Genomic DNA, 22,476 nt, shown 5'->3' with positions numbered 1-22,476 from the left:
CCTAGAGCACCGGGTGATCGTTGGTCGCACCATCGGCCAGGGCGTCGGTGGAGGCCTTCTGGAACACGCAGATCAGCACCGCGACGGCCAGCACCGCGAGCGCGACGGCGACGATCGTGGTCGATCCGCCCCAGAAACTGTACGAGACCAGTAACTGGATCAGCTGCGCGAAGACCGTCGGCCCACGGCTCCACCGCGCCGCCTTCGACAGGCCGCGGGCAACGAAACCGAGGCCGGCGCCGTACACGATGAAGAAGCCGGTCGTGGTCAGGCCGAGCACCAGCCGGGAGCCGTGAATGGTGAAGGCTTCGGCAATTCCCAGAACGATGAGCGCGAGCCCTTCCACAGCGACCACTGCCGCGGCTAACTTGAGCGGTCTCGGGACTGCGGCAACTGGGGAGTCGGTCGGCACTTCGCCAGCTTAGTGCCACATGGTCCCGGGGCCTTTCGGGTACGTCGGACCTGTGCGCACCCGATGCGGTGCGCGGTAGCCCCGGCCCCACAGGGTTTTGAGGTTGTGCGTAACCAAAGGGCAGTTGGAACGGTTACCTGCAGTGAACGGGTGCTCGCAGATGGATCTCCTCGTCCGATAACCGGATAAAGAGAACCGCTGAGTGCCGGTTCGGAGTGTTAAGGAAGTGTTGTGATCTGATCGACAACTCCAGAACCCTTGTTTCACAAGACTGAGATTGGGAACATGGAGTCGTTCGTGAACGCGTTCACAACACTGGCCACAGAAGACCACAGAAGTGTTGAGATCCGCAGTTCGCACGCCAGCACCCCCGCCGTGCGAAACGAACCACGAGTACAACACCGCTGATCGGGCACAGACCTACCCGGCAGCATACGTCAACTACTGAGAGAGATGGGATCCGCCATGGATTGGCGCCACCGGGCCGTATGCCTCGACGAGGACCCGGAACTGTTCTTCCCCATCGGCAACACCGGGCCCGCGATCATGCAGATCGAGGAGGCCAAGCAGGTGTGCCGTCGCTGCGACGTGCGTGAGCAGTGCCTCGCCTGGGCACTGGAAGCCGGCCAGGACCACGGTGTCTGGGGCGGCCTGAGCGAGGACGAGCGCCGCGCTCTCAAGCGCCGCAACGCCCGCCAGCGCATTCGTACCGCCTGAGCAAGTCCTCTCGAGGCCCCGCGGACTGTCCGCGGGGCCTTTGTGTTTCCCCGCTGCGCTTGCCCGCTCAGCGTGCGGGAGCCGACGGCAGCGGCGCGTCGACCGCCGGAACGGCGAAGGAGCGCGGAGCAGCGCCCATGGTCCTGAGGATGCCGGCCAGGAAGTCACGGGTCTTGTTCGGCTTCGGCGCCGCGACACAGAGGGTTTCCATCGTCTCCGTGTACTGATCGAGGTCCTCGACCTTGTCCAGGTAGAGCGCGCTGGTCAGATGCTCGATGTACACGATGTCCCGCAGATCCTGCTCCGCGAACCGAAGGATGCTGTACGCACCCGCGGACCCGGAATTGCTGCTGATCGTGAACGGCATCACCTGCAGCGTGACATGAGGCAGCTGCGTCATGTCGATCAGATGCTCGATCTGCCGCACGAGCGCTTTCTCGCCACCGATCGGCCGGCGCAGCGCCGACTCGTCGAGCACGGCCCAGAGCCGCGCCGGGTCGGGGTTGGTCAGAACGGCCTGCCGACCGACGCGGAGCGCGACCCGCCGGTCGACCTCGTTGGCGGGAACCACGCCCCGACCGAGCTGGACGGTGGCGCGGATGTACTCCTCCGTCTGCAGCAGCCCTGGGACGAACTGCAGCTCGTAGGTACGGATCATGGAGGCAGCGGACTCGAGATCCAGGTACGAGTGGAACCAGCTCGGCAGCACGTCGCCGTACCGGTGCCACCAGCCGGGGTTGTTCGCCTCGCGAGCGAGGGCGAGCAAGCGCTCCCGTTCTTCGGCGTCGTCCAGGCCGTAGAACGAGAGCAGGTCGTTGACGTCACGTTCCTTGAAGCCGACCCGGCCGAGCTCCATCCGGCTGACCTTGGACTCCGAGGAGCGGATCTCCCAGCCTGCCTCCGACCGGCTGAAACCGGCGGCCTCCCGCATCCGGCGGAGATGCGCTCCGAGGATGATGCGCAGCGCGGTCGGCCCGCTCTGCGCGCCCGACTCGGTCACACCTACCTCCCACCGGCTTGGAGCATCTCACCACACCGTGCGCGCGCGTTGTGCCGTAGCGGTACGCGCACGCACGGCGCAGCGAGTCGTTCACGCCTTCTTGGCGATCCCAGCCATCAGGATCCGCTGCCAGGGCTGCAGTTCCTCCGCGTCCGGAACGTCGGCGTCAGGCTCCTCCGGGAACCAGCGGGCGAGGAAGTCCTGGCCCGGAGGTACCAGCGGCAGTCCGAGGAAGTGCTGCTCGATCCGCTCCGGGGTCCGGATCCAGCCGTTGCCGAGGCTCTCCAGGCCGGCGCGCTCCATGTTCTTCTGGAGCGGCTCACCGGTGTCGACGAAGTCGGTGATGAACAGGTAGCTGCCGGCGGGCAGCGCATCCATCAGGGTGCGGACCCACTCGTCCGGCTTCTCGTCGTCGTGGAAGTGCATGTGGATGCCGACGATCATCAGCGCGATCGGACGGCTGAAGTCCAGGTGCTGCTTGATCTCCTCGTTGTCGAGGATCGACTGCGGTTCGCGCAGGTCGGCGGTGACCACGATGGTGCTGTCGTTGGTGGCCAGCAGCGCCTGGCCGTGCGCGAGCACGATCGGGTCGATGTCGACGTACACCACCCGCGCGTTCGGATTGACCTCCTGCGCCGCCTCGTGGGTGTTCTTCTGCGTCGGCAGACCGCTGCCGATGTCGAGGAACTGGTCGATCCCCGCCGCGCGGGCGAGGTAGTGCACGCCCTTCACCAGGGCCTCACGGTTCTCGATCGCGCAGCGGCCGGCATCCGGCACGTACTGCAGGTACATCGCCGCCCCTTCGCGGTCGGCGGCAAAGTTGTCCTTACCGCCGAGCAGAGCGTCGTAGACGCGAGCGATGGTCGGCTGGGAAGTGTCGAAGCTCGGAGTGGGATCCGGAGCGTCTGAGGTCGCCATCGGCAAAGCCTTCTTGGTCGGGGAACTGTGAGGTCATCGTAGGGGAGGTACGGACCGGGTGGACACAGTGTGTAGCAAGTCGCTGACATTCATTCGGGCGTTCGCGAGGTGACTGATTCGTCAGTCTTTGACCGGGATGTCGAGCGTGACCTGGGTGCCGGGGCGGCCGTCGTGACGATTGCCGAAGGCCAGGGTGCCGTCCAGTTCCCCGATCACGAGGGTGCGGACGATCGACAGGCCCAGGTTCCCGGACAGTTCGGTGTCGAAGTTCGTCGGCAGTCCCTTGCCGTCGTCGAGGACGTCGATGTGCAGCCGGCCGACCGACCGCTCGGCGATCAGTTCGATCGTGCCGCTGGCCTCCCCGCCGTCGCGGGTGCTGAACGCGTGCTCCACCGAGTTCTGCATCAGCTCGGTCAGCACCATCGCGAGCGGAGTGGCGACTTCGGAGTCCAGTACGCCGAACGTCCCGCTGCGCCGCGTCTCCACCGACGTCGCGACCGTCGACACGTCCGCGACCATCGCGCTCACCCGGTCCGCCACGTCGTCGAAGTCCACGTGCTCGTCGAACGACTCCGACAGCGTCTCGTGCACGATCGCGATCGACCCGACCCGCCGGACCGCTTCGGCCAGCGCGGCCTGTCCTTCGCCGACCGTGATCCTTCGGGCCTGCATCCGGAGTAACGCGGCGACCGTCTGCAAGTTGTTCTTGACGCGATGATGAATCTCCCGGATGGTCGCCTCTTTGGTGACCAGTTCCCGCTCCCGGCTGCGCAGCTCCGTGACGTCGCGGAGCAGGATCAGTGCGCCGACGTGGGCGCCGTCCGCGCGCAGCGGGATCGCCCGCAGGAACAGCGTGGCGTCGGAGTTCTCGATCTCGATCTCCTGGGCGGCCCGCCCGGTCACCACCGACGCGAGCACGTCGTCGACCTTGTGTCCGGAATGCAGCAGGTCGGCGGTGATGTCCTTCAGCCGGCTGCCGACCAGATCGGTCACCAGTCCCATTCGCCGGTACGCCGACAACGCATTGGGGCTCGCGAACGTCACCATTCCGTGCCGATCGACCCGGATGCAGCCGTCACCGACCCGTGGAGTGGTGGACAGCAGGCGCTCCCCGCCGTACGGGAAGATGCCGTCGGTGATCATCCGGGCCAGGTCGGTCGCACTCTGCAGGTACGCGATCTCCAGCCGGGACGGGGTCCGGACCCCGAGCAGGTTGGTGTTCCGCGCGATCACCGCGATCACGCGGGAACCCCGGCGTACCGGGATCGTCTCGACCCGGACGGGGACGTCGTCGCGCCACTCCGGGTCGCCCTCGCGGCAGATCCGGCCGCCGTCGTAGGCCTGGTCCAGCAGGTGCCGGCGGCCGCGCGGGATGAAGCTGCCGACGATATCGTCCATGTACGCCGTCGGTCCGGTCGTCGGCCGCATCTGCGCACCGGCCCAGAACCCCAGTCCCTCGGTGTCGGGGAGCCAGAGGACGAGGTCGGCGAACGACAGATCGGCCAGCATCTGCCAGTCCGAGACGAGCAGTTGCAAGCGGTCCAGGTCGGCCTGGTCGAGCGTGGTGTGGTTGCGCGCCACATCGGTCAAAGACGGCACCCCCTGATGCTACCGACGAGCTTGTACCACCCACCCCGGTGGTCCGCTCGACAAGTGGGTGCCTGAAGGTGTTGATTGAGCAGGGACCACCTGCTGGTCCGCTGCAGTCGCGAGCAGGTGCCAGGCGGTGTAGCTCGGTGTGCCGGGGCGAAGGGCTCGATGCGGAGCATCGTGACCTTTGCACCGGTGCAGCGAGATGCGCCGACTGGTGCCGCGCAGCACGCAGGGGACCAGCAGGTGGTCCCGGACGACGTGAAAGGATGCCTCGGGTGGAGTCGACGTACTGGCAGGACGTGATGGCCGCGGACTACGCGGTACCGCACGACCGTACGCTGACCGAACTCACCGAGGAGCTCGTCCGTGGGCTCGCCAGCACCAACCCGCAGGTCCGGGACGCGCTCGCCTACCCGACGCTCGCCACCTGGCTGGAGCGCGGGGTGTACGACGACCTGCTGCCGGGCTTCGGCGACGGTCTGTGCGCCGGGCTGAACTACGGTCTCGGTGAGGACGGTACAGACACGGTCTTCCGTCGCTCGTTCACCGCGCTGACGCTGGCGGAGGTGATCCACCGCGACAACGCCGAGTTCCTGGTGCACGACGAGGTCGTGATGCGGTGGGGCGACCGGCTGGCGACCTGGCTGCTGCGCGAACGCGACCTGCGCGGATACGTCGGCGAATGCGGATGGGCGCACGCGGTGGCGCACGGAGCGGACGCGATCGGAGCACTGGCCAGATCCCGGCACTGCGACGCCGGGGTGCTGCGCGCACTGCTCGACGTCCTCGCGGACCGGATCGTCAAGGACACGCCGTACCGCTGGGTGCACGAGGAACACGACCGCGTCGCCCACGCCGTGATGACGATCCTGCACCGGAACATGCTCAGCAGCGACGAGCTCGAGCGCTGGCTGAAGCCGATCGCGGCGACCGCCGGCCAGCAGCCGTTGATGCACGAGACGCTGCCGGAGTGGCCGTCGCCCTCGGTGTTCAACGCCCGCGGCGTACTGCACGTCCTGCTCAGCCAGCTCGCGATCGGCGTGAAGGGTTTCCCGATCCCCGGCGACGACGAGCTCTTCGGCCGCCCGATCGAGGCCCGCGCAGACCTGCTGCTGATGCTCACCGAAGCGGTCCAGGCCTCACAGCCGTACATCTACCGCCCGGCCACCACGACCTCCTAAGCAAGCAGCGCGACCGTCGCCACGACGGCCCGATGGTCGGTCCCCTGGATCGGGTACGTCGTGAACCGCCCAGGCTCGAACCGGCGCGAGACGACCACGTGGTCGATCTGCGTCCGCAGGATCACCGGCTGGTCGGCCGGCCAGGTGCCTTGCAGTCCATCGCCGACGGACGGGCCGACGCTGCGGCAGTAACCGCCGAGCGCGTGCCGGAAGTCCGCGTGGTCGACGGTCGCGTTGAAGTCGCCCGCGATCACCGTCGGCGGGTCCTGCGTGCACCACTGCCGTACCTTCTGCAGGTCGTGCTTCCAGGTGGTGACCGCGTCCGGCAGCGGCGGGTAGCCGTGGTACGCGATCAGCCGGATCGCGCCGAGGTTCCCACCGGTCACGACGATGTTCCCGAACGTCGTCCCGGGCTCGGACGCGAACGACACGTCGCCGAGTGCCGCCGACACCAGCACACTCGTCGCACTCGGCGCCGCCTCGCTCGACTGCACCGTGAACCCCTTGTACTGCTGGTCCTGCAGCTGCGCCCGGATCTCCTCCCGTACGTCGACCTGTGCCTCAGGCAACGAAACCAGGTCCGGCCTGCGGTCCCGGATCACCTGCGCGACGTCCGCGGCGCGCGCCCCGCCGCCGAGCACGTTGGCGACCATGATGGTCAGCACCCTCGACCCGGCCGGCGCGGGCCGCGCGTGCGAGAACTGGCGCGGCATGGTGAGCGCCGTACCGACCAGTGCGAGGACGGCGACCATCGTCGCGGCGATCCGCCAGCCGCGCCGGATCAGCATCAGCAGCGCCAGCACCAGGACCACGACGAGGCCCTGGGGACGGAAGGCGGCGAGCTGCGTGAACGGCGTCACCTCATCCAGACCGAACAGTTCCGGATACAGCGGCACGGCAACGATGACGAGGAACAACACGGACAGCACGACGCGCCGTACGAACCATGCGCGTTCGTTATCCATGATCAATCCTGAAGGTCTGGTCGCTTGTCCGGACGAACGGTAGCGTGCTCCGTTGCGCCTGCTGTGTCCCGAGGAGGTTTGCAGTGTCCCGATTGTCCGCGGTGAAACCCGCGTACTGGATCTCCGGTGTGCTCCTGATCGCTGCGGTCGTCGTACCGCTGCTGGTTCCGACGTACGCCAAGAAAGACCCGCATCTGTGGGGCTTCCCGTTCTTCTACTGGTACCAGCTGCTCTGGGTGTTCCTGTCCGCGGTCCTGGTCAGTATCAGTTACCGCCTGGTGCGCGCCGAGGAGCGCAAGCGCCGCGCGGCCCAGGGACTGGGTGACCCCGAGAAGGAGGACGGCCAGTGAACACCAAGGTCGACTGGGTGCAGTTGATCATCGTCGTGGTGATCTTCGCCGGTGTCACCGCGATGGGCTTCATGGCGGCCCGCTGGCGGAGCAACGGCAGTCTCGACAACCTCGACGAGTGGGGTCTGGGCGGTCGTGGGTTCGGCACGTTCATCACCTGGTTCCTGCTCGGTGGCGACCTCTACACGGCGTACACCTTCATCGCGGTGCCCGCCGCGATGTACGCGACCGGTGCCATCAGCGGCTTCTTCGCGGTCCCTTACACGATCGTCGCCTATCCGATCGTGTTCATCTTCATGGCCCGGTTGTGGTCGGTCTCGCACCGGCACGGGTACGTGACGCCGGCCGACTTCGTGCACGGGCGGTACGGCAGCAAGCTGCTCTCGTTGGCGGTGGCGCTGACCGGCATCCTGGCCCTGATGCCGTACATCGCGCTGCAGCTGGTCGGTATGCAGGCGGTCTTCGAGACCATGGGCCTCGGCGGCAACAACACGCTGGCCAAGGACCTGCCGCTGCTGATCGCGTTCGCGGTGCTCGCGGCGTACACCTACTCGTCGGGTCTGCGGGCTCCGGCGATGATCGCGTTCGTCAAGGACTTCCTGATCTACGTCGTGATCCTGGTCGCGATCTTCTACCTGCCGCACGTGCTCGGCGGCTGGGACGGGATCTTCAACGCGGCGCAGGAGAAGATGGCCAAGCCGAACCCGGTGACCGGCAAGCCGACCGGGTCGTTCATCCCGGGCGACGCCGGCTACGTGTCGTACTGGACGCTGGGGCTGGGCTCCGCGATGGCACTGTTCATGTACCCGCACTCGGTGACCGCCGTCCTGTCGACGAAGACCCGCAACGTCGTACGGCGGAACGCGGCGATCCTCCCGGCCTACTCACTGCTGCTCGGTCTGCTCGCCCTGCTCGGCTTCATGGCGATCAAGGCGAACGTCAACGTGAAGGGCCTGGACGGCCTGGCGAACCCGCAGCTGGCGATCCCGCGGCTGTTCGACCAGGAGTTCCCGTCCTGGTTCGCCGGGATCGCGTTCGCGGCGATCGCGGTCGGCGCGCTGGTGCCGGCGGCGATCATGTCGATCGCGGCCGCCAACCTGTTCACCCGCAACATCTACCGCGCGTTCATCAAGCCGTCCGCGACGCCGGCCGAAGAAGCCAAGGTGTCCAAGCTCGCGTCCCTCCTGGTGAAGGTCGGCGCGCTGGTGTTCGTGCTCGGGATGGACAAGACGATCGCGCTGAACCTGCAGCTCCTGGGTGGTATCTGGATCCTGCAGACGTTCCCGGCGATCGTGGTCGGCCTCTACACGCGCTGGTTCCACCGGTACGCGCTGCTGATCGGTTGGGCCGTCGCGATGGTGTTCGGCACCGTGTCGGCGTACAACGTAGTGAACCCGGCGACCAAGAAGCACTTCGGTGGATCGCTGGCGAACATCCCGTTCACCAACACACCGGCGTACATCGCCCTGACAGCGTTCGTGCTGAACGTGCTGGTCGTGGTCGTGTGCACGGTCGTGCTGCGGGCGCTCAAGGTGCCGGACGGTCAGGACACCACGCACCCGACGGACTACACCGCCGACCGCGGCGACCCGGGGGTCGAGGACCTGCCGGAGATCCTCGACGAGGGCGGGGCGGCGACCGCCAAGTCCTGAGTCGTGGGTGGCAGCTTTAGGGTGGCGGCGGTCCGGAACATCCGGGCCGCCGTCACTTTTTGCGGTTAAGTCGACACGCTACGGGATGAGCTTGCCCGGTTTCGGGCTCCTGATTCGGCAGAATCTCACCCGTGCTGCTGGTCCTCCTCGTCATGGTGCTCGCCGCCGGGACGGCACTCGCGACCGGCGGCCGCTTCGGGCACCTCGCCGACAACACGCTGAGCGGCGTGCACTGGCTGGCCGCGGCCGCGATCGGGCAACTGCTCGGATCGCTCTTCGGAGGTACGGCGTACCCGGTCGGACTGATCGGCTCGGCGGTCTGCATCGGTGTGTTCCTACGGATGAACCTCCGGCATCCCGGCGTCGGTCTGCTCGCGCTGGGGTTCTTCAGCAACGCGATCGTGGTGGCGCTGAACGGCGCGATGCCGGTGTCCCTGCAGGCGTTGACGCGCGCCGGGGTCAGCGACGCGACGGTCACCGACCCTCGCCACGAGATCGCCGACGCTGCGACCAGGCTCCGGTGGCTCGGGGACGTCGTACCCGTCGCTCTGCCCGGTCTGGGTCAGGCGGTCAGCCCTGGCGACGTCCTGATCGCAGCGGGCGCCGGCCTCCTGCTGTACGCCGGCATGGGCGCCTCCGGCCGGGTCCCGAGCCCCACAGCCCCCGTCTGGGACGCCCTCGAGCCCTGCGCCGGCACACCGGCCCTGCTGTCCCTCTCCCCCAAAGCCAGCCGCGAACTCGAGACGCCCGCCGTACGGCCTTCGGAGCCGCCGGTCGCTCGATCAGACGCTTCGGAACTTTCAGAAGCGGAAGCCGCGGCCGACGATCCGGCGGAGTGACTCCACCACGACCGGGTCGTACTCCGCGCCGATCCCCAGCCCGATCGACTCCATCGCCTTGTCCGGCGACTGCCCCGACCCTTCACCCACCAGCTGTTCGTAGGCCAGGGCAACGTTCACGATCCCACTCTCCACCGGGATATCGGAGTTGTTCGCCCGCCCCTGCCGATACGGATCATTGGAGTGCCGAACGATCTCCGCGACATGGTCCAGCACCCCCGACCGCTCGATCACCGAAGCCCCGATCTCCGCCGCCCGCTGCCGCTCCTCCCGAGTCCGCAACAACGAGGCCCCACCCGGACTGGGATCCGCCAACGCCAACTGCCCCACCCCCGACAACAAGGCGGCGTACTCCAACGCCTCCATCCGCACCGGCACCAGCCCGAGATCGTTGCCGATCGCCACCGCCAACGACGCCGTCCGCGCATTCTGCCCCGGACTACTGAACCCGGCGATCTCAGTACTCCGAGCCATCGACCGCACCGTACTCCGGTACGTCCGCTGCGCCGACGCATACCGCCGAAACGCAAACTGCGTCAACAACAGCGGCACGAGAACGAGTGGCACCGCCCAGAGGCCGACCAGTGAAGCGCCTGCGGCGAGGATGACACCTCCGAGGCCCATGGCCATACCGATGCGCCCCATCACCACGAGCTCGTCGCGGAGCGCGGCCGGGAACGGCCGGTTGTACAGCTCGGTGGCCTGGCCAGCTCCGACCAACGCATCGATGACGCCGGCGCTCAGGACGGCCAGGAACATCGCCCCGACCAGAATCACCGCGCGCCAGAACGACCCGTCCCACGTCAGGTCGTCGGGCAGCACGGCTTCGAAGGCGGCAGCCGCGCACGCCACGGAGATGACCCGGCGGGTCGACACGACCGGATCCCAAGGGAGGCCCGCCAGGGCCCGCGGAACGATGCCCGCCAGGGTCGCGACCCAGGTCACGGCCACGACCTGGGCAACCCCCGGGGGCAGGCCGACATCGGCGCCACGAAGAGTCGCATAGCCCAGCGCGGCACTCGTGGCGATCGGCGCTCGGTTACGACTGCTGTCGACCCGGAACTGGACCATCTCACCGATCGCGATCAGGGCACCGAACGACGCCGCGAACGACCACTCGACGACTCCGCGCCGGGCCGTCAGGAACAGCGACAGCAGACCGAGGCAGGAGCCCGCGAGCAGGATGACGGTGCCGCTGCCCAGTCCTCGTGAATCAAATCCGTCGCGAACAGTGGGCGATGAGCTCATGCGGGCCCCGCCGCCGAACCGGAGGCGCCGCCACCACTACCGAGGCTGAGGTCGTCGTGATCGATACTCGCCTCGATCTTCTGGTCGGGCGCCGGCTGTTCGCTGGCCGCCGCCATCCAGCCCTGCCTGCGGATCACGTGGACGAACGCGTCCACGAGTTCCGGATCGAAGTGCGTGTTCCGGTCCTGCTCGAGAATCGCGAGCGTCTCCTCGACACTGCGCGCGGGCCGGTAGGACCGGGTCGAGGTCAGACTGTCGAAGGCGTCCACGATGCCGATGATCCGTGCGAAGTACGGGATCGTCAGGCCGCTGAGACCGGCCGGATACCCGGTGCCGTCGTACTTCTCGTGGTGATGCAGCACCGCCGACTTGACCTCTTCCAAGAAGGGGATGTTGCCGATCAACTCGACACCACGCGCGGGATGCAGCCGGATCGCGTCCATCTCGGAGTCGTCCAGCCGTCCCGGTTTCCGGATGATGCTGGTCGGTACGCCGACCTTGCCGACGTCGTGCAGAAGGCCCGCGTGCTCCAGGGCCTGTTGCCGGTCGTCCGGGAGCTGGAGCTGGCGGCCGAGCATCCCGACACCCGCGCTGACGCGCTCGGAGTGGCCGCGGGTATAGAGGTCCTTGGTCTCGATGACCTGGATGAAGGCTCGCATTGTGGCCGCTTGCGCGTCGCGCTCGGCCTCGTACTGTTGCATCGCCCAACGCGCCAGCGCGAGCGGAACCAGAACGAGCAGGCCGGCCAGTGGCCCCAGACCGCCGAGCCAGGTGACGGCCAGCAACAGGCCGAGACATCCGTAGCCGAGCATCGGGACGAACGTCGGTGCGACCGCGCGGGTGAGGAAGTCGATCGGCCGGATCCGTCCTTCGATCCAGATCACCAGGCAGACGAGGCCGGCGTTGACCAGTTGGTGGGCGGCTGTCGCGGCGACGCCACCGATGATCATCCGCGGCACCGAGTCGAGGGCACGGTCCCCGATCGGTGCGCCGCACAGTGTGTAGGCAAGTCCGCCGGCCGCCGTGGCAGGAACCCGGTAGGCACAGTTGAAGACTTTGCGAATCAAGGGTATGGGCGACCGAATGTGCGCGACATACCCGAAGATCGATGCAACGGTTGCCACCCACGGACCAGCAAGCACGAACACCGCGGTCAGGACCACGGAGTCCAAGGTCATCTGATGATCACGTGTGAGGCCGAACTTGAAAAATCCCGCGACCAGCATGAAGACACAGAAGCCGGCGAGGCTCCAGTAGTCATCGATACGACTGATCGAGAGGGCAATCAGAGATATTGCCAGCACCACCGCCGCCGACACCGCGACGCGCAGCATCACAGTTCTCATGAGGCGGCCTGCCAGCGCATGGTCTCAGTATGCCGTCACCACTCCCAGGACGCAGCAGTCATTCTCCGCTCACCTCCGATCAGCGGTCGCAGTCTTACGCTCCGCTGATGACGGAGCGTAGGGGGGCAGACAGCACTTCGCTGACTCGTCTGAATTTTGCTCATCAGATCCGCGCCGAAACACTGTAAGCCCAACAGTGACCCGCCGTACGACGTGAGGAAGTCCGGCATGGTATGAGAGACTGTGACTCTTTGCAGTTGTTTCAAGGAGGCTTAGAAATGGGCAAGACCGGCCGCAAGCGCCGCGCACGCAAGAAGAAGGGCGCAAACCACGGCAAGCGCCCGAACGCCTGAACTCAGGCGGCTACTGACAGCGAGGACCCCGGAGAAATCCGGGGTCTTTGCGATTTGGTCACAGCTTTACAGCAGACCAGCTTTACCAGAGGTCCTGTATTCAGAGAGTGCTCCGTTGCACACCGAATGCAATATTTCAAACGATCGTTGGGTAATCGGTGTGTAGTCCGAGCAGCCTTCGGCGTCATGCCGTCACCGGGTTCGGCGCCGCTTCGGCACCCCTGTGGACAACCGTCACCCGGCGATCGCCCGATCCCCCTAGAGTTGAGCCCGAAAGTTCCGGTACTGACCGTATTCTGCCGGGTTCCGAGGACCGAGGGAGGTGACTGGTGTGGCTGCAACGACTCTGAGCGAGCTTCTCCGCACGTTCCGCGCTCGAGCCGGCCTCACCCAGGCTGCCCTCGCCGAGAAGGCCGGGCTCAGTGAGCAGGCGATCAGCGTTCTCGAACGCGGCACGCGCAGCCGGCCGCGGATGGACACCATTCGTTCCCTCACCGCGGCGCTCGGCCTCACCACCGAGGAGGCCGGCCAGTTCCTGGCCGTTGCCCGCGGCAAGGTCGGCACACCGCGAACGCCAGCAGTTCCAGCCGTTGCGCCGGCGGCGGCCGACCATCTTCCGACGCCGCGGCAACTACCGCCGGCCGCTCGGGACTTCACCGGACGAACGGCGCAGATCGACGCGATCACCTCGGTTCTCCGTGATGCGACGGGAACCGGTGGGGCCGCTGTCGGACTGGTCGCCGTCACCGGTATGGGTGGCATCGGCAAGACCACGTTCGCGGTGCAGGCCGCACACAAATTGACCCACAGTTATCCTGACGGCCATCTCTACCTGAATCTCCGCGGCTACGGACCGGGAGAGTCGCTGAACACTGCCGACGCACAGCGCTACCTGTTGCGCTCGCTCGGCGTGGACATTCGTTTGATTCCCGACGATGTCGAGGAAACCGCCGCGCTGTTGCGATCTCAGCTGACCGGACGTCGCGTGCTGATGCTGCTCGACAACGCCAGCGACACCTCGCAGGTCCTGCCGCTGCTCCCCGGAAGCGCGGGGTCGGCGGCAATCATCACCAGCCGTGGATCGCTGGTGAACCTTCCAGGCGCACGGCGGATCCACCTGGACGCCTTGTCGGAATCCGAGTCCGTAGAGCTCCTCAGCGGCTTGATCGGTCAGTCACGAGTGGCCGCCGAGCCGGATGCGACGAGGGCTCTGGTCCGCTATTCCGGCCGGCTGCCGCTGGCAGTCCGCCTGATCGGCGGTCGTCTGGCCACTCGGCCCGCCTGGCCGATCCAGCATTTCGTAGACCTGCTCCAGGACGAGCAGCGCCGGCTCGACAGCCTCGGGACCGACGACAACAGCGTCCGGGCGAGCATCGCGAGCTCCGTGCGGTTCCTGGAGTCGAGCGATCGCGACCTGGACCGCCAGGCCGCGCAAGCCCTTCCAGTGCTGAGCATTCCGGATGGATCCGATCTGCTGAGCACGGTCGTCGCGCGGCTGCTCGACCTTCCGCTGCGTCGCGCGGGCTCGATCCTCGAACGCCTCGTCGACCTGAGCCTGCTGGAGTCCATCGCACCTGATCGCTACCGCTTCCACGACCTGATCCGCGCCTATGCCCGCGAGCTCGCCGAGAAGGCACTGACCGCGGCCGAACGCGACGCGGCCCTGACACGCGTCCTGCGCTTCTACACCGCGACCGCGTGGGCTTGCCAGGCCCTGACGCATCCCGCCAGCCCACGCTTGCCGTTGGCCACTATTCGTGACGACAGCGTGCCCGCTTTCCGCAACCGGGAGCACGCATTGGATTGGCTGGAGGACGAGCAGCGCAATCTGCTCGACCGGGTCCGGCAAGCCAGACATAGTTCCCTGGCCGGCTCGGCGGACCTTTCAGAGCTGGCGCTGGCGATGTTCGGATATCACGAGGCGCGCCGGCGCTGGCTCGAAATGCGCGAAACCGGCGAGGGTGCCGTCGACGGCGCACAGGTGCACCATCACCGGGCCGTCGCGGCCTGGCTTCAGCACGACGCGGCCATTCCCGAAGCAGAGAACGGTGACGTTCCGACCGCGGTCGACTGGATCGCTGTCGCACTGAGGATGTTTCGCGAGATCGGCGACCAATCGGGGCAGGCCCGTTGTTGCTCGTCACTCGCTTATCTGCTCGGCGTCGTCGGCCGGATCGACGAGGCACTGGCGTACGGCGAGGAGGCGCTCGCGCTCAGCCGATCGATCCAGGACCAGACGCTGGAAGGTGTTTCCCTGACGGCCGTCGGGAGTCTGTACAACCGCAGGGGTGACTTCGATCGCGCGGACGCCGCCTTCACGGAGGCTGTCGCGTTGGCCTTGCGCGCCGACGATCTGCGCTCGACCTTCAAGCGGTACATCAACGCCGCGCTGTCACATCTGCGGGTCGGCCGCTACCCGGACGCGATTCAGAACGTCACGACCAGCGTGCGGATCGCCGAGGACATCGGCGACGAGGTCGCGCAGGCCGAGGGTCACCACATGCTGGCCCTGACGCTGGCGGCGCAAGGGAAATACGAACTGGCACGCGTCAGTGCTGCCAGTGGGTTGCGTTCGGCGAAACGTGGCCGCGACCTGATTCGGGAAGGCCGTTTGTACCTCGACCTCGCCAAAGTCGAAGCCGCTATGGGCAATCGTGTCGAAGCGCTCAATAATCTCGACGACGCCATTACCAAGCTGCACGTGGCGTCAGCAATTCAAGAAGCCGACGCCTTGGAACTCCGCGCGCAGCTGCAAGAAGGCAAGCCCTACACCTTCGCATTGACGCTGCATTCTCTCTGAGAGAAGTCAATCAGTGGTGGTGATGGTGGTTTCTACCTGGATTTGGGTGAGGCGGAGGAGGATTTTCTGGCGGAGGGCGTCGGGGGCGTGGTCGGAGCCACAGGAGCGGTGGACCAGCTTTTTGACGCAGCGTTCCAGGTCGTATTCGTCCAGGCAGGGGGCGCACTCCTCGAGGTGCTGCCGGATCTCGTCGGAACTGGCGTCCTCGAGTTCGTTGTCGATGAAGACGTACACCCGCTGCAGGATCTCTCCGCAGTCGACGTCGTGGGGCTCGCCGCAGCTCACGACTCCTCCTTCTGCGCGGTCGCGTCGGCGTCCGACGTCGCCGCGTCCGTACTCTCGTCCGAGGCGGGGATCAGGCCACGGTCCCGGGCGTAGTCGCCGAGCAGGTCCCGGAGCTGGCGCCGGCCGCGGTGCAACCGCGACATGACGGTGCCGACCGGAGTGCCCATGATCTCGGCGATCTCCTTGTAAGCGAAGCCCTCGACATCAGCCAGGTACACGGCCAGCCGGAAATCCTCCGGGATCGCCTGCAGGGCGGACTTGATGTCGGAGTCGGGCAGGTGCTCCAGCGCGACCGCTTCGGCCGACTTCAGCCCGCCGGGAGTGTGCGACTCGGCGGCGGTGAGCTGCCAGTCCTCGATCTCCTCGGTCGGTGACTGCGTCGGCTGACGCTGCCGCTTGCGGTATCCGTTGATGAACGTGTTCGTCAGGATCCGGTACAGCCACGCCTTCAGGTTGGTGCCCGGCGTGAACTGGTGGAAGGAGCTGTACGCCTTCGCGAACGTGTCCTGCACCAGGTCTTCGGCGTCCGTCGGATTACGGGTCATCCGCATCGCCGCGGCGTACATCTGGTCCAGGAACGGCAGGGCTTCGCGCTCGAACCGCGCGGTGCGCTGCTCGGGTGTCTCGGTCGTGGTGGGAGTCGGCATCGTGATCGAGAATACCGGTGACTTCCCAGTACTCCGCTCCGGAGCCACTCTCGTCGCCATCATGTTCGTCACAACACGCCCGGTCGCGGGGGCATTCCCGCCGTTCGGCCGGTCGTTATCCGGACACCTCGCGGATCACCCATTCGAACACCGCTTCGATCAGCAGGTCGTAGGTCTCCTGCTGATCGAGCTCGGCCCGCTTCGGAACCTTGAAGGAATGGTCGGCATCCGGCACCACCGCCATCTCGGTGAGCGGCGGGAACTCCTCGGGCGTCCCGAACGGGTCCCGCTCCCCCTGCACCACTAGCGTCGGCAGCCCCGCAGCCTGCAGTTCGTCGACCCGCGACTTCTCCGGTTTCCCCGGAGCGTGCAGCGGAAAAGCCATCGCCAGTACGCCGGAAGCTCCCAGGCCGCCCGCGGTTCGGCAGGCCACCCGGGCGCCGGCGCTGCGGCCACCGATCACCAGCGGCGTACGCACCCGGAGCTGCCCGATGATCGAGATCCAGGCCTCGTCGAGCACCTTCGGCGCAGGCGCGAGCTTGCGGCCGGCGCGCCGCCAGGGCTGCTCGATCAGGAACACGTTGATGTCCTGCTTCGGCAACCGCGCCGCCAGCGCGGCCAGGTCACCCGACTCGATCCCGGCACCGGCCCCATGACCGAGAGCCAGCGTCGCCACCGGCCGGCGGGCCCGATGCGCCACGATCCGGGCCTCCCCGTGCGGCGTCCCCACAATCCGTTCGTCGGTCACCCGCCCCATCCTGTCATCACCAACGGTGAAGAACGGGTGCGAAACCCAGAACTGTTCAGAACAGCGTGAGTTCAGAACAGGGTGGTCGGAGTGTCGATCGGGTCTTCGCCGTCCGGGGGGAGCGGGTCTACCAGGTGCGGGCCGTTGTTCTTCACCGAGCTGACTGCCTTCGACACCGCGTATGCCTCGAGGCGGCCCGGTGCGGCCGGGACCAGCAGGTCGAGCAGGTCGTCGGTGTCCGAGGACAGCGGGTCGAGCCAGGCGTCGTACCGCTCGCGCTCGACGAGGAGCAGCATCCGGTCGTGGATCCGGCCGAGGTCGTCGGTGGACGAGGTGGTGAGGACTGTGCAGGTCCACAGCCAGGCCTCGTCGGACTCCGGGTCCTGGACGCTCCGGTCCCGCCAGATCTCGTACAACCCGGCCATCGCGAGGACGCTGCCGTCCGGCGGGTGGATGAAGTACGGCTGCTTGACCGGCTTGCCGTTCAGCTTCTCCTCGGCGGTGTACCACTCGTAGTACCCGTCGGCGGGCAGGATGCAGCGCCGGGTCTGGAACGCCTTCTTGAAGGCGGGCTTCTCCGCGACGGTTTCCATCCGGGCGTTGATCAGCCGGTTCCCGATCGAGGTGTCCTTGGCCCAGGACGGCACCAGCCCCCACTTGACCGTGGTGAGCTTGCGGATCGTCGCGTCCGGTACCTCGCGGTCCTTCCGCTCGACCACCGCGACCACCTGGTTGGTGGGCGCGACGTTGTAGTTCTCGCCGAGCTCCTCGACCGACTCACGGACGTTGCCCGCCTCGATCTCGAACTCCGCGACGAGGTCGGACGGGTCCCGGCTGGAGGCATACCTACCGCACATGACGCCAGCCTAGACACCAGCACCGACAAGCCGTGCCCGACTTCCATAACCAGATCTATATAGACAGAGCTATACTTACGCCATGACCCCCCGCAGCACCGCTGTCGGCGAAGCCCTCTTCGGCCTGGCCGCAGTGGCGATCCGCAAGCGGCCAAGGACGCTGAGCCTGACCGCGACCTCTGTGCTGTCCACCTTGGAGCGGACCGGGCCCCGCCGCCTGACGGATCTGGCTGTCAGCGAGGAGATCACCCAGCCGTCGATGACGGCGCTGGTCAAGCAACTCGCGGACCTCGGTCTCGCAGAACGCCGACGCGACCCCGCCGATGCTCGAGTGGTGCTGGTCGCGGTCACTGACGCCGGGAGCCGGCAGCTGCGCGAGATCCGCAACGCGGGCGCCTCGACGCTCACCGAACTCATCGACAAACTCGACGACCAGGATGCCGACGCGCTCGATGCGGCGCTGCCGGCCCTGCTGCGTCTGATGGAGCTCGCGGGCGAGAGCCAGGACGAGCGCACTCCCGCGCCGAAGAGGTGACCAGATGAACTACGACGCCGAAGAACGACGGGCCCGGATCTCGGCGGCGCGCGCGGTCGGTACGCCGGCCATCGTCGTCGGGATCGACGGATCGGACACGAGCTGGGACGCGTTCGCCTGGGCCGCCGGCGAAGCGCTGCGCACCAACGGACAGCTCGTCGTGGTCCACGTGATGCCGTACGCCGAGCCCGCAGCACTCGGCGTCCCGTACGGGTACGCCGCCGCGCACAGTGCGCGCCAGGAGTACGCCGAGGAGATCGAGGCCGAAGCGGTACGCCGGGCCGCCGAGGTCGGCGTACCGGTCAGCTTCGTCGGGGAGTACGGCGACGCGATCTGCGCCCTCACCGACATCGCCCGCTCGGTCGACGCGCATCTCGTCGTGGTCGGCCGCTCCTCGAAGCGCTGGCACCGACTCACCGGTTCGCTCGGCCACCGCCTGACCTGCCGCAAGGACGCGCCCGTCGTCGTGGTCGTGCCCTGAAACCTCGAAGAACAGCAGACATCAAAGCGGCGGCGGATCGCCCACCCCGTGTTAGGCGATCCGCCGCCGGACTGATGCGCCCGGCCGCCCCCCTGTAGGCGTCCGGACGCAGGTCTCAGGGTCTGGTCAGCTCATCGAGCAACCGGCCTGCCATCGCGTCACTGCCGGGCAGGCCTTCGATCCAGATCCGGGCCAGCTGGGGTACTTCGGTGTCCACCCGCCACTGCGTGATCAGGGCTCGTACCGTCGCGACCTGCTCCGGCAGGTTCGGCTCGCGGCCGACGAGCGCCGCCGCGCGGTGTGAGCCGACGCGGCCCAGTACGTCACCGCCGCAGAAGACGATCCGCAGGCATTCCGCGACGTCGACGAGGCGGAGTTCGCGCTCGAACGGCGACGTGCCCGCGGGATTGAGCGGTTCGACAACCACCAGTGCGTGGGTTTGCGGTACGGAAGTTCCACGGAATTCCGCCTCTCGGTAGAGCTCGCCGAGCCGGGACCGCAGGTGCGCCAGGCTGGACAGCCCGGTCAGCGGGTCCTCGCAGGACAGCGAGTGCAGGTAGACGAGCGAGGCCTCGGCCCAGCTGGAACTGAGTGCGCGTACCGCATCGAAAGCCGGCTCGCCCCCGGCGATCGAGCGGTACAACGCACTCAGCCCATCAAGTGCCTCCACCAGCGAGACGCCGTCCGTCGCCAGGCGACGTCCGACTTCGTCCGATGCAGGCACGACATCGGCTCCGTCCCGCAGCGCCTCGGCGATCGCGAGGTAGGCGCTGTGGTCGGTGCCAGCTGTGCCGTGCGGCTCCCTCCGGCCGCGCGGTTGCTCGATAGGGTCCTGGGCGGACTGGGACGACGCTTCCGGCCGGGTCCGGGCGGGCGACCCCGCCAGGTTCAGGGACTTGGCCGGACGCAGGTCGAACCGTCTGCGGATGTCCGCGAACAGCGACATGGCCCTCCTCGAATAGCCCCGTCAGTCTCCCGACCGGACGGCCGGAAGCGTCGTACGCCGATGAGACAGAGCCCGTGACGGTTCATGACGCAGATTCCGAGAACTTTTTTTCGCGTAACTTCTGGGCTGGTGTTCTCGTCAGGAAAGCGGCACAGTTCCGCGTCAGGAAAGATGCGCTCGGCCGTCACATCTGGGAGCCTTGTCCTCGGCAACTAAGTGACGGACCGTCACTTTGCCGAACAGAGAGTTGTCACTCAGCCCACGGGGGAGATGGATGGAGACGCCGGAAGGCCTGCCGGACGGACCGAGCGACGCCGAACTGATCGCCCGGGTCCGCAACGGCGACCTGGAGGCGTACGGCGAGCTCTATGCGCGGCACCATCACGCCGCCGAGCGGATGGCCCGGCAACTGGTCCCGGCCAACGACGCCGACGACCTCGCCAGTGACGCGTTCGCGAAGGTCCTGGACGCGCTGCGAGCCGGCGGCGGTCCCGACATCTCCTTCCGCGCCTATCTCCTGACGACGGTACGGCGGGTGCACGTCGACCGGATCCGCGCCGGGAAGAAGGTGCAGTCCACCGACGACATCGCGGCGTACGAACGGGAGCCGGAGGGTTTCGACGACCCGACGGTCACCGGCTTCGAGAGCGGTGCGGCGGCGAAGGCGTTCGCGAGCCTGCCCGAGCGGTGGCAGGCGGTGCTCTGGCACACCGAGGTCGAGGGTGAGAAGCCGGCCGCGATCGCTCCCTTGCTGGGCCTGACGGCGAACGGCGTGTCCGCGCTCGCGTACCGCGCCCGCGAGGGACTGCGGCAGGCGTACCTGCAGCAGCACCTGGCCGACGTCGGCGGGGACCGCTGCCGCTGGACGACCGAGCGCCTCGGCGCGTACGTCCGCGGCGGCCTGACCAAGCGGGAGAACCGGAACGTCCGCGAGCACATGGACGACTGCGTGAAGTGCACCGCGGTCTACCTGGAGCTCGTCGAGGTCAACAGCGCACTGCCGGCACTGCTCGCCCCGGCCCTCCTGGGTACGGCGGGACTCGGCTACCTGGCCGCTGCCTCGGGCGCGAAGATCGGCCTGGTCGGCTTCTTCGTCACCGGCTGGAAGAAGGTCACCGAGAACGGCACCCGGACCGCCGTCGCCGGTGGTGCCGTGGTGGTCGTCGCCATCGCCGCCACGCTCGCTGCGATGGCGCTGACCGGCAACGACACTCCCCCGGCGGCGATCGACAAGCCGCCCACGCAGCAGCCGACCCAGCCGCCGGCTCAGAAGCCGACGCAGCCGCCCGCCAAACCGCCGACGGCGAAGCCTCCGGTCAAGCCACCGGCGTCCCAGCCGACGAAGCCGCCGACGACCGCGCCCACGACTGCGCCGACCACCGCGCCGACGCAGCCGAGCGCGACGCCGACGCCGACTGCGACCACGACCACGCCGGTCCCGACCACACCGCCGCCGAGCAAGCCGACCCCGTCGAAGCCGACGCCGACCACGCCGGTCCGCTACCCCGGCATGGTGACGATCAGCCTCCCGCCGGGCGGTGGCGGCGCCCCGGCCTTCGAAGGCGGCACCGTCCAGACCCGGTCGGAGTCAGCGGCGGGGGTCCGGTTCGTGATCACGATCAAGCCCCCGGCCGGCAACACGAACCCGGTGCAGATCACCTTCAAGTACGGCGCCGAGCTGACCTGGCCGATCACCAGCAACCCGCCGGGCTGGTCCTGCAGCGAGTCGACCGCGACCTGTACGGCGGCCTCGCAGACGAAGCCCGAGCCGATCGCGGTCACCTTCGACGCGCCGAACGGAGGCTCGGCCAACGACCGCACCTTCATGGTCGACGCCAAAACCGGCCGGCTGTACGACTACGCCTCGCGCACCCTGGACCCCGCGCGGAGCACCGACGAGAACCTGCTGAAGATCCTCGACGGCAAGGCGGACCCGGACGTCCACCACCGGATCATCACCGTTGCCCCGCGCACCGGTCGGTCCAAGGTGACGCTCAAGCTCAGCTACGGTTCGGCGCTGGAGTGGCCGATCGCGGCCAAGCCGGCCGGCTGGACGTGCTCCCGCAAGACCGCGACATGTACCGCGGCGAACCCTGACAAGCCGGCGCAGTTGCCGGCCGACTTCGACGTACCGGACGATTCGTCGGTGGCTGCTCGGACGTTCACGGTGGCGGCGACGGCCGACCTGGTCAGTGACACCGATTCCGAGGTGCTCGCGCCGGTGCAGGACGACGAGTCGCTGCTGCAGATCCTGACGCCGTCACCGCACGACGACCCGAACCCGTTCGTCTACAACCGGTTCCTGAAGGTCAACGGGGCGCAGGGCCGCAAGGTGACCCTGGAGATCTCGTGGGGCCGCAACCTCGCGCTGCAGCCGTCGATCGGCTTCGGGTGGACCTGCGAGCGGGCCAGTGACATCCGGAGCGCGACCTGCTGGACGAACAACTACAAGAAGCCGTTCAACTCCGAGTGGATCGCGTGGCTGCCCGGCAACGGGTCGAACAACGCCATCTCCGTGTACGCCCGGGTCGGTGGTCGCCAGGACACCGACGGCGTGCAGATTCCACCGTCGACGACGCGGCGGTGAAATCGGGTTGCCGGGT

Annotated in this window: 22 protein-coding genes; 10 read left to right on the top strand and 12 right to left on the bottom strand. The window is 67.6% G+C overall.

From position 1 onward, the window contains the following. Position 1: 1 nt before the first annotated feature. Positions 2-412, bottom strand: a complete 411-nt coding sequence (locus AC0662_RS37730) for a hypothetical protein (protein ID WP_478306673.1) — start codon at positions 410-412, stop codon at positions 2-4. Positions 413-877: 465 nt separating this feature from the next. Between AC0662_RS37730 and AC0662_RS37725 the strand changes: the two genes are divergently transcribed. Further along, positions 878-1,129 (top strand): WhiB family transcriptional regulator, encoded by a 252-nt coding sequence (locus AC0662_RS37725; protein ID WP_130383822.1) that lies wholly within the window; start codon positions 878-880, stop codon positions 1,127-1,129. A gap of 67 nt (positions 1,130-1,196) precedes the next feature. Here AC0662_RS37725 and AC0662_RS37720 read toward each other — a convergent pair whose 3' ends face one another. From AC0662_RS37720 to AC0662_RS37710, 3 genes are all read right to left on the bottom strand, one after another. Next, positions 1,197-2,129, bottom strand: coding sequence for a helix-turn-helix domain-containing protein (locus tag AC0662_RS37720; protein WP_452199950.1), 933 nt, complete (start codon positions 2,127-2,129; stop codon positions 1,197-1,199). Positions 2,130-2,219: 90 nt separating this feature from the next. Further along, a complete protein-coding gene (locus tag AC0662_RS37715) occupies positions 2,220-3,047 on the bottom strand; it encodes an SAM-dependent methyltransferase (protein WP_452199948.1) in 828 nt (275 codons plus the stop codon). A 120-nt stretch (positions 3,048-3,167) separates the two neighbouring features. Further along, the gene (locus AC0662_RS37710) at positions 3,168-4,646 is read right to left on the bottom strand and encodes a sensor histidine kinase (RefSeq protein WP_452199946.1); all 1,479 of its coding nucleotides are present in this window, start codon (positions 4,644-4,646) and stop codon (positions 3,168-3,170) included. Between the two features lie 269 nt (positions 4,647-4,915). Here AC0662_RS37710 and AC0662_RS37705 point away from each other — a divergent pair, with 269 nt between their 5' ends. Then, entirely contained in the window at positions 4,916-5,821 is a 906-nt protein-coding gene (locus tag AC0662_RS37705; protein WP_452199944.1) for a DUF2785 domain-containing protein, read from the top strand. Here AC0662_RS37705 and AC0662_RS37700 read toward each other — a convergent pair. Beyond that, positions 5,818-6,786: an endonuclease/exonuclease/phosphatase family protein gene (locus AC0662_RS37700; RefSeq protein ID WP_452199942.1), complete on the bottom strand. Its 969-nt coding sequence runs from the start codon at positions 6,784-6,786 to the stop codon at positions 5,818-5,820. The two genes, AC0662_RS37705 and AC0662_RS37700, sit on opposite strands and share 4 nt — an antisense overlap. 83 nt (positions 6,787-6,869) lie before the next feature. Here AC0662_RS37700 and AC0662_RS37695 point away from each other — a divergent pair, with 83 nt between their 5' ends. From AC0662_RS37695 to AC0662_RS37685, 3 genes are all read left to right on the top strand, one after another. Beyond that, positions 6,870-7,136 carry a DUF3311 domain-containing protein gene (locus tag AC0662_RS37695; RefSeq protein ID WP_452199940.1) on the top strand — a complete coding sequence of 89 codons (267 nt, stop codon included), beginning with the start codon at positions 6,870-6,872 and terminating at the stop codon, positions 7,134-7,136. Next, a complete protein-coding gene (mctP, locus tag AC0662_RS37690) occupies positions 7,133-8,788 on the top strand; it encodes a monocarboxylate uptake permease MctP (RefSeq protein ID WP_478306668.1) in 1,656 nt (551 codons plus the stop codon). Before AC0662_RS37695 ends, mctP begins: the two co-directional genes overlap by 4 nt. Before the next feature lie 131 nt (positions 8,789-8,919). Continuing rightward, positions 8,920-9,627 (top strand): DUF5317 domain-containing protein, encoded by a 708-nt coding sequence (locus AC0662_RS37685; protein ID WP_478306666.1) that lies wholly within the window; start codon positions 8,920-8,922, stop codon positions 9,625-9,627. Here AC0662_RS37685 and AC0662_RS37680 read toward each other — a convergent pair. After that, complete coding sequence (locus AC0662_RS37680) at positions 9,589-10,875, bottom strand: HD-GYP domain-containing protein (protein WP_478306664.1); 1,287 nt, start codon at positions 10,873-10,875, stop codon at positions 9,589-9,591. The two genes, AC0662_RS37685 and AC0662_RS37680, sit on opposite strands and share 39 nt — an antisense overlap. Further along, positions 10,872-12,221 carry an HD-GYP domain-containing protein gene (locus AC0662_RS37675; RefSeq protein ID WP_478306662.1) on the bottom strand — a complete coding sequence of 450 codons (1,350 nt, stop codon included), beginning with the start codon at positions 12,219-12,221 and terminating at the stop codon, positions 10,872-10,874. The genes AC0662_RS37680 and AC0662_RS37675 overlap by 4 nt, the downstream gene beginning before the upstream one ends. Positions 12,222-12,499: 278 nt before the next feature. On the opposite strand from AC0662_RS37675, the gene AC0662_RS37670 reads away from it, so the two are divergent. Both AC0662_RS37670 and AC0662_RS37665 read left to right on the top strand, forming a co-directional pair. Beyond that, entirely contained in the window at positions 12,500-12,574 is a 75-nt protein-coding gene (locus AC0662_RS37670) for a 50S ribosomal protein bL37 (RefSeq protein WP_369759046.1), read from the top strand. A 331-nt stretch (positions 12,575-12,905) separates the two neighbouring features. Next, entirely contained in the window at positions 12,906-15,374 is a 2,469-nt protein-coding gene (locus AC0662_RS37665; RefSeq protein WP_478306660.1) for a helix-turn-helix domain-containing protein, read from the top strand. Between the two features lie 6 nt (positions 15,375-15,380). Here the strand turns inward: AC0662_RS37665 and rsrA are convergent, their stop codons facing one another. From rsrA to AC0662_RS37645, 4 genes are all read right to left on the bottom strand, one after another. After that, the gene (gene rsrA, locus AC0662_RS37660; protein ID WP_355476190.1) at positions 15,381-15,659 is read right to left on the bottom strand and encodes a mycothiol system anti-sigma-R factor; all 279 of its coding nucleotides are present in this window, start codon (positions 15,657-15,659) and stop codon (positions 15,381-15,383) included. Beyond that, a complete protein-coding gene (locus AC0662_RS37655; RefSeq protein WP_478306658.1) occupies positions 15,656-16,306 on the bottom strand; it encodes a sigma-70 family RNA polymerase sigma factor in 651 nt (216 codons plus the stop codon). Before AC0662_RS37655 ends, rsrA begins: the two co-directional genes overlap by 4 nt. A 115-nt stretch (positions 16,307-16,421) precedes the next feature. Further along, positions 16,422-17,063 (bottom strand): alpha/beta hydrolase family protein, encoded by a 642-nt coding sequence (locus AC0662_RS37650; RefSeq protein WP_452199925.1) that lies wholly within the window; start codon positions 17,061-17,063, stop codon positions 16,422-16,424. Positions 17,064-17,125: 62 nt separating this feature from the next. Then, positions 17,126-17,911, bottom strand: a complete 786-nt coding sequence (locus AC0662_RS37645) for an SOS response-associated peptidase (protein ID WP_478306656.1) — start codon at positions 17,909-17,911, stop codon at positions 17,126-17,128. Between the two features lie 82 nt (positions 17,912-17,993). On the opposite strand from AC0662_RS37645, the gene AC0662_RS37640 reads away from it, so the two are divergent. Further along, complete coding sequence (locus AC0662_RS37640) at positions 17,994-18,446, top strand: MarR family winged helix-turn-helix transcriptional regulator (RefSeq protein WP_452202115.1); 453 nt, start codon at positions 17,994-17,996, stop codon at positions 18,444-18,446. Positions 18,447-18,450: 4 nt separating this feature from the next. Continuing rightward, on the top strand, positions 18,451-18,927 hold the full coding sequence (locus tag AC0662_RS37635) for a universal stress protein (protein WP_478306654.1): 477 nt from the start codon (positions 18,451-18,453) through the stop codon (positions 18,925-18,927). Positions 18,928-19,042: 115 nt separating this feature from the next. Here AC0662_RS37635 and AC0662_RS37630 read toward each other — a convergent pair whose 3' ends face one another. Next, on the bottom strand, positions 19,043-19,873 hold the full coding sequence (locus AC0662_RS37630; protein ID WP_452202111.1) for a hypothetical protein: 831 nt from the start codon (positions 19,871-19,873) through the stop codon (positions 19,043-19,045). A gap of 274 nt (positions 19,874-20,147) precedes the next feature. Here AC0662_RS37630 and AC0662_RS37625 point away from each other — a divergent pair, with 274 nt between their 5' ends. Further along, the gene (locus AC0662_RS37625) at positions 20,148-22,460 is read left to right on the top strand and encodes a sigma-70 family RNA polymerase sigma factor (RefSeq protein WP_478306652.1); all 2,313 of its coding nucleotides are present in this window, start codon (positions 20,148-20,150) and stop codon (positions 22,458-22,460) included. Positions 22,461-22,476: the final 16 nt, after the last annotated feature.

The sequence above is a fragment of the Kribbella sp. NPDC043289 genome, from assembly GCF_056436705.1.
The sequence above is the reverse complement of the archived record's forward strand: the minus strand, read 5'-3'. Positions and strand labels throughout refer to the sequence as shown.

Excerpts from the sequence above, each read along its gene's own strand:
- AC0662_RS37725 (WP_130383822.1), top strand. The coding sequence starts at position 878 with ATGGATTGGCGCCACCGGGCCGTATGCCTCGACGAGGACCCGGAACTG.
- AC0662_RS37715 (WP_452199948.1), bottom strand. The coding sequence starts at position 3,047 with ATGGCGACCTCAGACGCTCCGGATCCCACTCCGAGCTTCGACACTTCC.
- AC0662_RS37700 (WP_452199942.1), bottom strand. The coding sequence starts at position 6,786 with ATGGATAACGAACGCGCATGGTTCGTACGGCGCGTCGTGCTGTCCGTG.
- AC0662_RS37680 (WP_478306664.1), bottom strand. The coding sequence starts at position 10,875 with ATGAGCTCATCGCCCACTGTTCGCGACGGATTTGATTCACGAGGACTG.
- AC0662_RS37675 (WP_478306662.1), bottom strand. The coding sequence starts at position 12,221 with ATGAGAACTGTGATGCTGCGCGTCGCGGTGTCGGCGGCGGTGGTGCTG.
- AC0662_RS37655 (WP_478306658.1), bottom strand. The coding sequence starts at position 16,306 with ATGCCGACTCCCACCACGACCGAGACACCCGAGCAGCGCACCGCGCGG.
- AC0662_RS37650 (WP_452199925.1), bottom strand. The coding sequence starts at position 17,063 with ATGGGGCGGGTGACCGACGAACGGATTGTGGGGACGCCGCACGGGGAG.
- AC0662_RS37645 (WP_478306656.1), bottom strand. The coding sequence starts at position 17,911 with ATGTGCGGTAGGTATGCCTCCAGCCGGGACCCGTCCGACCTCGTCGCG.
- AC0662_RS37640 (WP_452202115.1), top strand. The coding sequence starts at position 17,994 with ATGACCCCCCGCAGCACCGCTGTCGGCGAAGCCCTCTTCGGCCTGGCC.
- AC0662_RS37635 (WP_478306654.1), top strand. The coding sequence starts at position 18,451 with ATGAACTACGACGCCGAAGAACGACGGGCCCGGATCTCGGCGGCGCGC.
- AC0662_RS37630 (WP_452202111.1), bottom strand. The coding sequence starts at position 19,873 with ATGTCGCTGTTCGCGGACATCCGCAGACGGTTCGACCTGCGTCCGGCC.
- AC0662_RS37625 (WP_478306652.1), top strand. The coding sequence starts at position 20,148 with ATGGAGACGCCGGAAGGCCTGCCGGACGGACCGAGCGACGCCGAACTG.